The following is a 14313-nucleotide window of genomic DNA, read 5'->3' on the forward strand; positions in this document are numbered from 1 at the left end:
ATCCGGCAAGGGATGCGCAGGGAGGAACTGGAATGAGTTTAGGAATGCATTTTTTCAAAGTCCCTGAGACTCTGCTAATTTCAAAGGGCTATACCTCTCCCCGGGTGGATGACACAGATTTTCTGGGTACCATCATCGGCACGGAAGAAGTCGGATATCTGAATTCCGCCTGGGGCATTCATATCTGGCTGATGAACAACGGAGAAACACTTCACAAGCGGGGAGACCCGTTCCGTCTGAGCGAACCTGTGCTGAGGAATCTGAAAGCGATGCTGGAACAGGCAGCTGCAGACGGCGAAATCACCGCCACGGGTGCAGAACCTGATCCCAACAATCTGGTGCTTCGTTACAAAAACGCCTGGAAGTCGGAAAATCCGGAAGGACTGCGTCAGCATTTTCCGTATAAATTCGACAATATTACCCCTGGAGATGTCATGGAGGGCCTGAAGGTCGTCAATGACATTCTGGAGGATACGGATTTCAGCAAAAATCAGATCTGGTATTATCCGTTCTACTGAGTCACCTCAGCCGGTGGCTGCACAAAGAGGTCACTGCCGGAGAGATGCCTGGAAGCTGCCAGTTGTCTCTCCGGTTTTTCGTGCAGTCTCCGGGTGACAGTATGCTATAATTTGCCCATGAATCGCGACAGAACACCGATTATCATCAATCTGGCCTGCGGCTTTCTGGCCGCGGTCTTTCTTGTATTTACCATGTTCGCCTTCAGCACTCATGCCGCTGGGCTGGGGATCCTGACACTCGTCCTGTTCCTGGCGGTATGCATCGTCTGGATATGGGCTTTGAAGTCAGTCCACAGGCAGGTGCCGGGTTCTGCCGGCGGGGATGAAGCGGAGGCGGTGGCGCTGCAGTTTTCGCGGCTGAAACCCAAGTCTTTCCGGGATCAGATCCGCGTCTGTCAGAAACAGCTGGCAAGACTGCAGGAAAAGACAATGGCGATGGACCAGACGCTGCATGATGCCTTTGGAGATTCCACCATTTCCATAGACCGGTTCATGACAGGAATCCGGCGGGCCCGCATGCTGTTTCTGGCCAATCAGAAACAGATAGCGGACCGGATCCTGATTTTTGATGAAGAGGGCTACCGTGCAGCGGTGTCGGCCGGATCGGTCCCGGAAACCTACCAGGATACCTTTGCATTCATAGAGGCGAAAATCAGGGAAAATGAAGAAATTCTGACACGGATCGACGAACTGAACGCAAGGGTCCAGCAGCTGACAAATCTGCCTCGTCTGGAAGACAGGAGTGCGATGCGGCAGCTGGATGAACTGATTGAGCAGTCGGGACTGTATGGCGGCAGCAAACAAAAAACAGAGAAGGAGATGGACTGATATGGCATTTTCAATGGATGTGGATGAACTGAACAGAGAAGAGGTGCTGCAGCCTTTGCAGCCTGAACCGGAAGTGAAGGAAAAAATCGAAACACAGGCAGAAAGCAACGTCAAGGAAGTCATGGACGTGGATCTGGATTCTCTGGCACAGCGCCGGGAAATCACGAGCATGATCGACGGATTTGGAACGGATATCGTCCGGCGGTCTTCCGAAAAAAACGAGCTGCTCTCCACCACACTGGGAACACTGTCAAAACAGGGAGGCGAATCCAGTCAGGTCGTCAATTCTCTCTCCGAACTGGACCGGCAGGTCAGGGACCTGGATCCTTCGGGTGTGGATTTTGGCCGCACAGGCTTCTTTTCCAAATTCACCAATCCTGTTCGGACCTATTTCCAGAAGTTCGAGAAGGCCGATGGCATGATCGAAAACATCCTGGAAAACCTTGAGCGTGGAAAGCGCACGCTGCAGAATGACAACACGACGCTGGAAATCGAACAGATGTCTCTGCGGGATCTGACGAAAAAGCTGAACAAACAGATCGAGCTGGGCACACAGATGGACGCCGCGCTGGAGCGAAGCATCGAGCAGGCAAAAGTGACCAATGCAGATCCTGACAGAATCAAGTTCGCGGAAGAGGAGATCCTGTTCCCTCTGCGGCAGCGGGTCATGGATATGCAGCAGATGCAGGCGGTGAACCAGCAGGGATATCTCTCCATGGAAATTGTCCGTCGCAACAACAAGGAACTGATCCGGGCAGTGGAACGGGCGCAGAATGTGACGGTATCCGCGCTTCGGACAGCTGTCACGGTGGCAAGTGCGCTGTATAACCAGAAAATCGTGCTGGAGAAAGTGCAGGCGGTCAACAAGACGACCAACGATCTGATCAAATCGACCAGTGAAATGCTGAAAACGCAGGGAGCACAGATTCAGCAGACCAGCATGGAAGCCAATATTTCCGTGGAAACGCTCCAGGAGGCATTCCGCAATACCTTTGATGCAATGGACGCCATTGATGCCTATAAGCAGAAGGCACTGCCCAGAATGCGTGAACAGATTGAAGCCTTCAAAGTGCTCGCAGACCAGGGAGAAGAGCGGATTTCCCGGATCGAACGGGGAGCCATGGCTGCCGGGCGGATCGAAGAGAAAAACGGATGAAGGGGAGTTCCTATGTAAAGGCGGGGATTTCATTTGGCACTGCACTGGCCATGGTGATTTCCTACGTCAACTGGCATTCTGTCCTGTGGGCGGCATTTCATGGCCTGCTGGGATGGTTTTACGTGATATATTACGTGCTGTTTTACGGATGGCACTGACCAGGCGGTGGAAACACCGCCTTTTTCAGCCCTGATACCAGCAGTATCAACCGTACCGGACAGTATGCCCGGATTCCACCCATGACATATGTTGGTTTGGCTTGACGATGCAGAGAATCTTGGGCATAATCGAACCAACGATAACGAGAAGGCCACGGGATGTCCGGATGGATCAGAGAGGGGTGCGGCTGGTGAAAGCGCCCTGACAAAACGACAGTCTCACTCCCTTTGAATCGCCGGCGAAAGCCAGTGCCGCAGGACTGCGTTACAGTCTCGAGAGCTCCTGAATTCAGGGGAAAAAAGGTGGTACCGCGCGTCTGACGTCCTTTTGATGTCAGACGTTTTTTCGTTCCCGTTACAGACAGTCATCCGGCAGGCTGAAGGCAGGCCGGAACAGTATGAAGGAGGATCCCATATGGAAATGGTCAACATTCTGGAAGACGAACATCTTTCCAGACTCAATCACTCAGCTGCGCATCTGATGGCGCAGGCTGTCAAGCGTCTGTATCCTCAGGCAAAATTCTGGGTCGGACCGGTGATCCGGGATGGTTTTTACTATGACATCGATCTGGGCGGCGAGTCCCTGAAAGACGAAGACCTGCCGAAGATCGAAAAGGAAATGAAGAAAATCGCAAAAGACGGCAAGAAAATTGTCCGCCGGGAACTGTCCAAGGCCGAGGCTCTGGAACTGTTTGCGGATGATCCCTACAAACTGGATCTGATTGCCGGGCTGGAAGACGGTACCATCACCGTCTACTCCCAGGGTGAGTTCACGGATCTATGCCGTGGCCCGCACGTGGATTCCGTGAAGGAACTGAAACACGTGAAACTGCTCAAACATTCCGGAGCCTACTGGAAGGGTGACAGCCAGAACCAGATGCTGCAGCGGATCTATGGTGTGGCCTTCGACACAAAAGAGGCGCTGGATTCCCACCTCCAGGCGCTGGAGGAAGCGAAGAAGCGCGACCACAAAAAACTGGGTCGAGAAATGAATCTGTTCACAGTCAGCGAGTATGCACCAGGAATGCCGATTTTCCTGCCGGATGGAATGATCCTGCGCAACATTCTCGAGCAGTACTGGTATGACGAACACACGAAGGAAGGATACCGGTTCATCAAGACCCCAATCATCATGAGCCGCGAACTCTGGGAGACCTCAGGCCACTGGGACCACTACAAGGCCAACATGTACACCACGAAAGTCGACGACCGGGATTTCGCAATCAAGCCGATGAACTGTCCCGGTGCCCTGCTGGTCTACAACAATGGTCTGCACTCCTACAAGGATCTCCCGCTGCGGATCGCCGAACTGGGTCAGGTACACAGGCATGAAGCTTCCGGCGCCCTGAACGGACTGTTCCGTGTCCGGACCTTCACGCAGGATGATGCCCATATCTTTGTGACTCCCGACCAGATCGAAAGTGAAGTGAAAGATGTGCTGGACCTCATCGACCGCATGTATGGCGTATTCGGGCTGGAATACTCCATCGAACTGTCCACCAAACCCGAGAAGGACTATATCGGCAGCGATGAAATCTGGGCTCAGAGCGAAGAAGCTCTTGCCAATGCCTGCCGCCATGCCGGCCGTGACTTCAAGGTCAACCCCGGTGACGGTGCCTTCTATGGACCGAAGCTGGACATCCACATCAAGGATTCCCTGGGACGCGACTGGCAGTGCGGCACCGTGCAGCTGGACATGAACCTTCCCGAGCGCTTTGAATGCACCTATGTGGATGCAGACGGAAGCCGCAAGACCCCGCTGATGCTGCACCGTGTCGTGTACGGCTCCATTGAGCGGTTTATCGGCATTCTGATTGAAAACTTTGCCGGTCATTTCCCCCTGTGGCTGGCGCCCCGGCAGCTGGTTGTGATTCCGGTTCATCAGCAGAAGCATCTGGAGTACGCACAGAAGGTCAAAAAAGCTCTGGAAGAGGCCGGTATGCGTGTGGAAGTGGATGACCGGAACGAGAAACTTGGCTATCGTGTGCGTGAAGCACAGATGACGAAGGTCCCCTACCAGATCGTTGTAGGCGACGGTGAGCAGGAAGCGGGAACTGTGACGATCCGCAAATCCGGCAGCCGCAGCTCCGAGACGATGCCCCTGGAAGAGGCTGTCGCAAAGTTCAGGCAGGAGGTTGACGAAAAATGGCTCTTCGACAGAGACTGACAGCAGCCCTCTGTATCGGGGCTTTTCTCCTTGCGGGGTGTGCATCTGCAGGCGCCGGACAAACCGGCCAGACGGACACAGGGGCGGATACAAAGACAGAAGACCGGACAGCAGAGTCGGTCAAGGTCCTGGTTCCCACCGGGGCCCCGGCTCTGGGAATGCTGTTTGGCACCCTGGACAATCCGGACGTGGAACTGGACTATACAGAAGGTACAGATCTTGTCACGGCTGAGCTGGCCAAAACTGATGGCGACTATGATGTGATCGTGGCGCCAGTCAATCTGGGACTCAAAGCATATTCGGCATCCCGCACATACCAGTGTGCAGGCGTGCTTACATGGGGCAACCTGTATATGGTCGGCACACAGGAGGATGTCCTGTCCGGCCCTGACAAGGAAGTGGCTCTGTTTGGCGAGAATGCGATTCCGGGAATGGTATACAACGCGGTGGAAGCGGCCAGCGTACAGGCTCAGCCGGTCTGGTATCCCAGTGTGGCAGAAGCCAGTCAGTCTCTGCTGTCCGGGCAGAGTCAGGCAGCGCTTCTGGCGGAACCTGCAGCCAGTGCAGCCATGGCCAAAAACAGCAATCTGAAGATCCTGGCCGATCTGCAGGAGCTGTGGTATGCGCAGAAAGGCACCGATCAAAAGGGCTATCCCCAGGCAGCGCTTTTCGTGAAGGATTCGGTCAGCGACGCTTTCCTGTCCGGAGTCCAGGAAGCTCTCTCAGCTGTGGATCCTGAAACCGGGTCTGCTGAAATGGTACAGGAAATCGAAGCAGCCGGGCCTGATGCCATTGGTGTTCCCTCACCAGAAGTGGCTGTAAAATCCTGGACACGGCAGAACATTCATTATGTGCCGGTTTCACAGGCTGCCGATGATATGGAAGTCTTCCTGGGTCAGCTGGGGATGAAAATTCCGGAAGGATCGCTGCGGAAATCTTCATAGCAGTCACATCACCATACGAATGGATATGGAAAAGACAGTCAGCTGAACCGTCTGGCCAGCACACAGGCAGCTGACTGACAGAGAACCTGCCGGGTTTTCGCATGATTGCGAAAATCCGGCTTTTCTTAATTCCTGATCTTTGCACTCGCCCTGAAACAGATTCATGTTGCCTGAAGGCATCCATCATGGATGCGGGAGGACGGTTCAGTGAAAGGAAGGACGTTTATGCGCAGGCAGCCGGAATACTGACGCGTATAATAAAAGCTGTCCGGGAGACGGACAGGAGGTACCAACATGCTGAGACCACTCCATAAAAATGTGATTCTCCGGCTGGATCGCTGTGAGCTGCAGGAATCCGGAGGAATCGTCTTGAAAACCTCGGCTTCCAGGCCATGCCTTGCAGTGGTGGAATCCGTTGGCCCGGATGTAGAGGACCAGGATTACGGACCAGGAGATGTCGTGGTCTATCACCCTCTGAATCCCGTGTCATTCGCAGAAGGAGACCATGAGTACCTGATTCTGCAGGATGAAGATATTCTGGCTGTTCAGGAGTCTGGACATGAGCTCTGAAGTCAGGTTCGGGAGATCTTTCCGCGAGCTCCTGATTGAGGGAGTCAACGTGCTGGCAGATGCCGTGAAAGTGACACTGGGCCCCTGCGGAAGGAACGTGGTGCTGGATACCGGACGTGGAAGTCCTCTTGTCACCAATGACGGTGTCACCATTGCCTCCAGGATCCATCTTGCAGATCCGTTTCAGGATATGGGTGCCCGTCTTGTCTGCGAGGCGGCCAGCCGGACCAACGATCTTGCCGGAGATGGAACCACTACAGCCACTGTATTGTCCCAGGCAATGATCGAACCCGGCCTGAAAGCAGCGGATCATGGTGGAAACCCTGTGCTGATGAAAGACGGCATCCTGCAGGGAGCCAAGGCCGCTGCAGACTGGATCAGAAAACAGGCGAAGCCTGTCACCACCCGAAAGGAACTCGAAAATGTCGCAGCAGTATCCTGCGGTGACAGACAGCTTGCGGGACTTATTGCAGAGGCTCTGGAAAAAACCGGACCGGAAGGGCTTGTGACGCTGAAAGAAGCCGTTCAGGCAAAAACGTGGCTGGAACTGACTCAGGGAATCGAGATCCCGGAGGGATATGCTTCACCGTTTGTCATTCAGGGCCAGGATTCTCCGTGCCTGATCATGGAAGCGCCACGGATCATGATCACTTCCGAAAAGCTGGACTCGCTTCAGGACATACTCGGCGTTCTCGAGGAACTCCGGGAATCAGAGGCTGCAATGATTCTGGTGGCTCCCGACTTCTCGGAAGAAGCACTGGGAGCACTCGCCCTGAATCATGCACGGGGCATTTTCACTGCGGTTCCTGTCAAGGCTCCATTCTTTGGCAGACTCCAGTCAGACTATCTGCAGGATCTCTGTGTGCTCACCGGTGCAAAACTCTGCAGTCTGTCTGCCGGTCTGCCGCTGCAGCAGGCAAGACTTTGTGATCTGGGAACAGCCGGAAGTGCACGGGTAGAACAGGACCGTACCATTCTGACGGAAACCAGAGGCGATGAACAGGGAATAAACCTGCGAAAACAGCAGACAGAAGAACAGATTCGATCTGAAGCGGATCCTCTGGAGAAGAGCAGGCTGCAGAAACGACTGTCGTTTCTGACCGGCAAGGCTGCAGTGATCCATTGCGGAGCTCTGACCGGCAGCCTGAGAAAAGAACAGAAGCTGAGACTGGAGGATGCCCTCAATGCAGCGAAGTGTGCCATGCAGGAAGGAATCGTGGCTGGTGGCGGAACAGCGTATGTGGAAGCTGCCAGGGCATTGAAGCCCACATTGCAGGACCCGGATCCCGACAGACGGAGAGGGATGGAAATTGTGCTCAACGCATTGCTCGTTCCTGCCCGGCAGATCGCCCGGAATGCGGGATACGACGGAGATTCGATTCTGACCAGACTCTGTCAGTCGCCGCAAGGAACCGGGTTCAATGCTGTTGCCGGTACCTGGGACAACCTGTTTTCCTGCGGCATTACAGACCCTGTTCAGGTCACGTGCAGTGCGTTGCTGAATGCAGCGGAAATTGCCAGTCTGCTGATCACGACGGAGGCGGGCATTGTGCAGACTGGCAATCTGGCAGACCGGGAACCGTATTAGCAGCAAGTTGCAGCAGAATAAGCTGGCGTATGACCGTACTGGATCCGCAGAAAGTCAATACCTACTCATTCTGCAGTCGGGATCTGATGTTCAAAGCCGGGGATAACAACAGCCTTCTGGCTGCCAAACCTCGCGATGCTGTTCCAACCGGTCTATACACACCGTGAATCATCGACAATCAATACAGAGTGGAGGCAAAAGACTATGAAAGAAATCATTCTGGCAACCGGGAATGCCCACAAAGCCCATGAGTTCAGGGAAATGCTGCCAAATGTCAGGATCCTGACGCTGAAAGACCTGCCACAGCCGGTCACAATCGTGGAAGATGGAGAAACATTCGAAGAGAATGCACTGAAAAAAGCCAGGGCTGTATATGAAGCGACCGGCAAAGCTGCGATGGCAGATGACTCGGGAATCGAAGTGGATGCTCTGGGCGGTCAGCCTGGAGTTCACAGCGCACGATGGATGGGGGAAGAAACGCCGTATGACATCAAAAATGCCCGGCTGATCGAACTCACCGAAGGCAGGCCCAAAACCGCCAGATATGTCTGTGCCATTGCCTATGTGGACGAGAAGGGAAACGAATATGTCAACCGGCAGACAGTGGAGGGAGAAATTGCGCGTGCTCCCAGGGGGGATAACGGATTCGGGTATGACCCGGTCTTCTATTATCCGCCATTTGGCACAACACTCGCTGCAGTGAGTGAAGACAGAAAGAATTCCATCTCTCACAGAGCCAAAGCTCTGAAACAGTTTCTGGCGGATATGGGGGACAGACTGTGATCCACATTGTTCTGTTTCAGCCGGAAATCCCCGGGAACACAGGCAATATCCTGAGGACAGCCATGGCTTCCGGCTGCACCGTGGATCTGATCGAACCCCTTGGTTTCTCTCTGGAAGACAAATACCTCAGGCGCTCCGGAATGGACTATATCAAAGACTGTGAAATGCACCGCTATCCCGACTGGGACACATTTGAAGCGACAGTACAGGGACCAATGGTCTTTCTGACACGATATGGCAGGAAACCGCCATCGTCCTTTGACTTTACAGACGATGGAAGGAATTTGTATCTGGTGTTCGGAAAAGAAAGCACGGGTGTGGACAAGCGGATTCTGAAACGTCATCTGGATACGTGTCTGCGCCTGCCGATGATTGAAACAGCCCGGAGTCTCAATCTTTCCAACGCTGTGGCTGTGACTGTCTATGAAGTTCTTCGACAGCGGGGTTATCCAGGACTGTCGTTCAGTGAACAGCTGAAAGGGGAATCGTTTCTTGAAGATCTGGAACTGGATTGACGGAACACTGCTCAATACCTCTTTCCGCCGCAGACAGATCCTTGGAGCCATGGTGCGTCTGTACTGGCTGTGGCAGTGTATCTGGATCGCCGTTCTGCTTTTCCGTCTGACCTCAGTGCAGTCATATGACAGCCTGTTTTCCCTGCAGGGCATCCTGGATGAATGGAACGGCAGTTTCCTTGTCAGACTGCTGTTTCAGGCAATTCAGGGTTCCCTGAATCCGATGAGAGTCCTGACGGGATCAGACACCTTCGGTCTGGTTCTGACGTTCCTGTATATGGATTCAGGCTTGTCCGCCGGAGAGACTGTGTGGGCGGGGTCACTGACAGCCCTGCTCGTTTTTGTGTGCACGATGGCTGTCAAGGCCCTGCATGCTGATTCGCTTTTGATGGCTGGAGATATGCTGCGCATCGCAGGAATCTGTGGAAGCGCTGTCATCTCGGTGCTTTCTGCAGTATTGATGTATTCATTTGTTTGCATTCTGTGGAAAACCATGGACGATATCCGTTGAAGGGACAGGTTTTTTACAATTTCTGACGACTTCACACAATTTCCCATAAAAGCGGCAGAGACCCTTTAGGTAAAGGATTTAATCCAAAAATGCGCCTGTTTCTGCTCGTTTTTTTTGTTTGCAGCCCGATGCACAATTTGAAAGAACTTGTGACAAGTGTTATGTTCTCCATGCGAAATGAAGAGGTGAAGGCAATGAAATTCGTTGAGAAACACAGCAAAATTCTAGCCGTGGCACTGTGCATCTGTGCTTCCGGCCCAATCCTCTCCACTGTTTATGCCTACGAGACACAGCCCGGCTGGCATGGTCAGGACAATGACAGGTACTATGTTCTGGAGTCCAACCGTCAGCGTGCAACAGGTCTTACGGAAATTGATGATGAAGTATATTACTTTAACGGACAGGGAGAAATGCAGTTTGGCTGGCAGACCATATCCAACACGACCTACTATTTTGGTTCGGATGGAAAAGCTGCCAGTGGCGAAACTGCCATCCAGGGAACCAGCTATAACTTTCAGGAAACAGGATCCCTGAAACAGGGATGGTCTGAAGACGGTCAGAATTTCTTTGATGAAAAGGGATTCAAGACTTCTTCTGCCTGGGTTGACGTGGATGGAGCCAGATACTGGTTTGATGAAAACGGCAGCCGTGTGACTGGCTGGAGAGAAATAGACGGTACCCGGTATTTCTTTGGTGAGGACGGCCGGATGGTCACTGGTCAGTTCGAAGCGGATGGACAGACATTCTATGCTTCGGAAGATGGAAGCATCCGCAGCGGCTGGTTTGATCGGGATGGTGTGAAAGCCTATTACAATGAAGACGGATCCAAAGTCGTGAATGCTGTGCAGGAAATTGACGGGACCACATATGGTTTTGATGAGAACGGGAATGTCCTTGTCAACACAGAAAAAGATGGATACGTATTTGATGAAACAGGTGCAGGAACTGTGATTGCTCCGGAAGAAGTACCGGCTGCACCAGAGCAGACACCGGCTGATATGCCGGTGGAAGCACCGTCTGTACCGGCAGAAACTCCTTCGGCGCCTGTTGAAGTTCCGACAGCCCCGGAAGAAACACCCGTAAACCCTGAGGTGATGCCTTCGGCCCCCGAGCAGACACCGGTACAGCCGGAGGAAACACCGGTGGTGCCTGAACAGACACCCTCTGCACCCGAGACACCGGCTGTGCCGGAAGAGATCCCGTCCGCTCCGGTTGAGACTCCGTCTGAACCGGTACAGCCCGAAATTCCTTCAGTACCGGAAACCGATACGAACAAGGCTTCTGCCATTCTGGCTGCAGCCATGGGTCAGCTTGGAGTCAACCAGGACTGCACCATGCTGGTGACCAATGCACTGCGCGCAGTTGGAATCAATTTCCATGGATGGCCCAGTGATTATGCTGCACTCGGGTCTTGGACATCTGCACCGGTGCCGGGAGATATCATTATTTACAGTGGTCATGTTGCCATTTATGCCGGCAATGGTCAGGCTGTACATGGTGGCTGGAATGGATACCAGACGGTTCTGGCTTCTGTAAACTGCAGTACGTCTCTGATTGGTTACATTCACGTAGCCTGACAGTAACAATTGGGAAAAGGCCTGCCGGCCTTTTTTTCTGTTTTGAGGACTAATGAAATGAAAAAATTCTGTTCTGGTTTCCCGGATGCGTACAGGTTTAGAGAACCTTCAGAAATCCAAAGGGCTTTTTTAGATTTTTTGTAAGACAAACATGGTAAAGTATGTGAAAGGGGGAAGAAACATGGACAAGTCGTTGGGAAAAAAATCCAGTGTTGTATTCGGAATTCTGGCACTGATTCTTCTGGCAGGCGTTTGCGGTTCTCTGCTTCTGAAAGCCCCGGAGGCAGCTGGGGGACCTCTTCAGACAAATGCGGCAGCTGCTGTCACATTCGAGCCAGGAAACTATACTGCACAGTTGAACGTGGATATTCTGGCAGTGCCTGAATCGGGGGCAGCCACGATTGGCAGGCTTCAGAAGTCGGCACAGTTCAAAGTATTTGAGATCCGGCAGCAGGGAGATTCGTGGTATGGCAAAATTGCTGAAACCGCGGATAACTGGGCTCTTCTGAAGGATGAAAAAATCAATTATGCCATCATGACTCCACAGGAAGGTGCCTGAGGTATTGATCGGACAACAGTCGGCCGGATTCTTCCGGCTTTTTGCGTTCTATCAGCCTCCGGGACAATGCCCGGGCACAGGATCAGTAGGGGATCGTTTGGAGAGCGGATCAGACTCATGTATACACGATATAATGCTTCAATATATATGTGATGCCTCAGTTAATAAGGAAGATCGTATGGGATGTCTATGAGGACTCTGGCAGTTTGTTGAGGATCCAGGTCTTATCCCCGAACTCAGGGAAACTGGCAGAATACAGATGCAGAAACTGCTGCAGGTGGTTGGATAAGGGTGGACGTCTGGCTGATCTGGCGGAGTGTTCCCTGGGGCTGGTTATAAAATTCGAAATATTTCTTGCGATCAACCGACAAGAGTGATATATTTACTAAGCCGCAATTGATTTGGATAAATCAACAAGTCATAACATAAAAAAGAATAAAAAGTTCAAAAAATGTGTTGACAGACTCTTGCGGATGAGTTAAGATATAAGAGTGCTGAGGGGCACAGGCGGGCTTGACAGCCGGACCGCTCATTCAGTATCTTTGAAAAGCTTGTGACTTCATCAGAAGCTGCAGGCGATGGAGGCATCTGTCATGGGTGCTGACGCTCTTTGAAAACCGGACAGGAAAAACGAAGTAAATACAAGACGATACAACGTCGATTCTTTGAACCTGAAAAACAATCATGAACACAAGACGCAAAGCGTCTGAGTACAGATCAAATGGAGAGTTTGATCCTGGCTCAGGATGAACGCTGGCGGCATGCCTAATACATGCAAGTCGAACGAGAGACCTTCGGGTCTCTAGTGGCGAACGGGTGAGTAACACGTAGGGAACCTGCCCGCGCACCGGGAATACGCTCTGGAAACGGAGAACAAATCCCGATGTACAGGAAGGAGGCATCTTCTTTCTGTGAAACATCCTTTAGGGGATGGGGCGCGGATGGACCTGCGGTGCATTAGTTGGTTGGCGGGGTAAAGGCCCACCAAGACGATGATGCATAGCCGGCCTGAGAGGGCGGACGGCCACATTGGGACTGAGACACGGCCCAGACTCCTGCGGGAGGCAGCAGTAGGGAATTTTCGTCAATGGGCGCAAGCCTGAACGAGCGATGCCGCGTGAGTGAAGAAGGCCTTCGGGTCGTAAAGCTCTGTTGCGGGGGAAAAAAGGCAGCATCAGGAAATGGGTGCTGACTGATGGTGCCCCGCCAGAAAGTCACGGCTAACTACGTGCCAGCAGCCGCGGTAATACGTAGGTGGCGAGCGTTATCCGGAATGATTGGGCGTAAAGGGTGCGCAGGCGGTCCTGCAAGTCTGGAGTGAAACGCATGAGCTCAACTCATGCATGGCTTTGGAAACTGGAGGACTGGAGAGCAGGAGAGGGCGGTGGAACTCCATGTGTAGCGGTAAAATGCGTAGATATATGGAAGAACACCAGTGGCGAAGGCGGCCGCCTGGCCTGTTGCTGACGCTGAGGCACGAAAGCGTGGGGAGCAAATAGGATTAGATACCCTAGTAGTCCACGCCGTAAACGATGAGGACCAAGTGTTGGGGGTGAAACCTCAGTGCTGAAGTTAACGCAGTGAGTCCTCCGCCTGGGGAGTATGCACGCAAGTGTGAAACTCAAAGGAATTGACGGGGGCCCGCACAAGCGGTGGAGTATGTGGTTTAATTCGAAGCAACGCGAAGAACCTTACCAGGCCTTGACATGGGATGCGAAGATGCAGAGATGCATCGGAGGTCAACATCCACACAGGTGGTGCATGGTTGTCGTCAGCTCGTGTCGTGAGATGTTGGGTCAAGTCCCGCAACGAGCGCAACCCTTGTGGCATGTTGCTAACAGGAAAAGCTGAGGACTCATGCCAGACTGCCGGTGACAAACCGGAGGAAGGCGGGGATGACGTCAAATCATCATGCCCCTTATGGCCTGGGCTACACACGTACTACAATGGCGGCTACAAAGAGCAGCGAGACAGGGATGTCGAGCGAATCTCATAAAAGCCGTCCCAGTTCGGATTGGAGGCTGCAACCCGCCTCCATGAAGTTGGAATCGCTAGTAATCGCGGATCAGCATGCCGCGGTGAATACGTTCCCGGGCCTTGTACACACCGCCCGTCAAACCATGGGAGTCGGTAATGCCCGAAGCCGGTGGCATGACCTCATTAGAGGAGTGAGCCGTCGAAGGCAGGATCGATGACTGGGGTTAAGTCGTAACAAGGTATCCCTACGGGAACGTGGGGATGGATCACCTCCTTTCTAAGGAGAAAGTACAGGGGAAAAGGAAAAAGAGCAGAGTGGTTCCTGTCCGGTTTTGGAAGAGTGTCTTCCAGGGTCGATCTTTGAAAACCGTACAACGATATGAAAGACAACAGAAGGTCTGAAGTAAAGTTGTGGAGAAATAGAAAGAAACTGAGAGAAAGAAAAGAACAGAGAAGAAACAG

General features: G+C 52.9%; 13 protein-coding genes and 1 rRNA gene. All 14 read left to right on the forward strand.

Annotated features, from left to right (window positions below):
* Positions 1-32: 32 nt before the first annotated feature.
* Positions 33-518, forward strand: a complete 486-nt coding sequence (locus aalo17_RS04050) for a hypothetical protein (protein ID WP_143385578.1) — start codon at positions 33-35, stop codon at positions 516-518.
* 117 nt (positions 519-635) lie between these two features.
* On the forward strand, positions 636-1346 hold the full coding sequence (locus aalo17_RS04055) for a hypothetical protein (RefSeq protein ID WP_067555890.1): 711 nt from the start codon (positions 636-638) through the stop codon (positions 1344-1346).
* A gap of 1 nt (position 1347) precedes the next feature.
* The gene (locus tag aalo17_RS04060) at positions 1348-2502 is read left to right on the forward strand and encodes a toxic anion resistance protein (protein WP_067555893.1); all 1155 of its coding nucleotides are present in this window, start codon (positions 1348-1350) and stop codon (positions 2500-2502) included.
* Positions 2499-2660, forward strand: coding sequence for a hypothetical protein (locus aalo17_RS12940; protein ID WP_178390087.1), 162 nt, complete (start codon positions 2499-2501; stop codon positions 2658-2660). Before aalo17_RS04060 ends, aalo17_RS12940 begins: the two co-directional genes overlap by 4 nt.
* A gap of 421 nt (positions 2661-3081) precedes the next feature.
* A complete protein-coding gene (gene thrS, locus aalo17_RS04065; protein WP_067560087.1) occupies positions 3082-4827 on the forward strand; it encodes a threonine--tRNA ligase in 1746 nt (581 codons plus the stop codon).
* The gene (locus aalo17_RS04070; RefSeq protein ID WP_067555896.1) at positions 4806-5771 is read left to right on the forward strand and encodes a hypothetical protein; all 966 of its coding nucleotides are present in this window, start codon (positions 4806-4808) and stop codon (positions 5769-5771) included. Before thrS ends, aalo17_RS04070 begins: the two co-directional genes overlap by 22 nt.
* A gap of 294 nt (positions 5772-6065) precedes the next feature.
* Positions 6066-6341 carry a co-chaperone GroES gene (locus aalo17_RS04075; RefSeq protein ID WP_067555899.1) on the forward strand — a complete coding sequence of 92 codons (276 nt, stop codon included), beginning with the start codon at positions 6066-6068 and terminating at the stop codon, positions 6339-6341.
* A complete protein-coding gene (groEL, locus tag aalo17_RS04080; RefSeq protein ID WP_067555902.1) occupies positions 6331-7929 on the forward strand; it encodes a chaperonin GroEL in 1599 nt (532 codons plus the stop codon). Before aalo17_RS04075 ends, groEL begins: the two co-directional genes overlap by 11 nt.
* Positions 7930-8133: 204 nt before the next feature.
* On the forward strand, positions 8134-8712 hold the full coding sequence (gene rdgB, locus aalo17_RS04085) for an RdgB/HAM1 family non-canonical purine NTP pyrophosphatase (RefSeq protein ID WP_067555905.1): 579 nt from the start codon (positions 8134-8136) through the stop codon (positions 8710-8712).
* Positions 8709-9227 (forward strand): tRNA (cytidine(34)-2'-O)-methyltransferase, encoded by a 519-nt coding sequence (locus aalo17_RS04090; RefSeq protein WP_067555908.1) that lies wholly within the window; start codon positions 8709-8711, stop codon positions 9225-9227. Before rdgB ends, aalo17_RS04090 begins: the two co-directional genes overlap by 4 nt.
* The gene (locus aalo17_RS04095; RefSeq protein WP_067555911.1) at positions 9205-9738 is read left to right on the forward strand and encodes a hypothetical protein; all 534 of its coding nucleotides are present in this window, start codon (positions 9205-9207) and stop codon (positions 9736-9738) included. The genes aalo17_RS04090 and aalo17_RS04095 overlap by 23 nt, the downstream gene beginning before the upstream one ends.
* Positions 9739-9932: 194 nt before the next feature.
* Positions 9933-11315 (forward strand): NlpC/P60 family protein, encoded by a 1383-nt coding sequence (locus tag aalo17_RS13210; RefSeq protein ID WP_067560089.1) that lies wholly within the window; start codon positions 9933-9935, stop codon positions 11313-11315.
* Between the two features lie 181 nt (positions 11316-11496).
* Positions 11497-11874 carry a hypothetical protein gene (locus tag aalo17_RS04105; protein WP_067555914.1) on the forward strand — a complete coding sequence of 126 codons (378 nt, stop codon included), beginning with the start codon at positions 11497-11499 and terminating at the stop codon, positions 11872-11874.
* Between the two features lie 718 nt (positions 11875-12592).
* A 16S ribosomal RNA gene (locus aalo17_RS04110) occupies positions 12593-14128 on the forward strand.
* The last annotated feature ends 185 nt before the right edge of the window (positions 14129-14313 follow it).

It is taken from the genome of Faecalibaculum rodentium, assembly GCF_001564455.1.
GTDB lineage: Bacteria > Bacillota_I > Bacilli_A > Erysipelotrichales > Erysipelotrichaceae > Faecalibaculum > Faecalibaculum rodentium.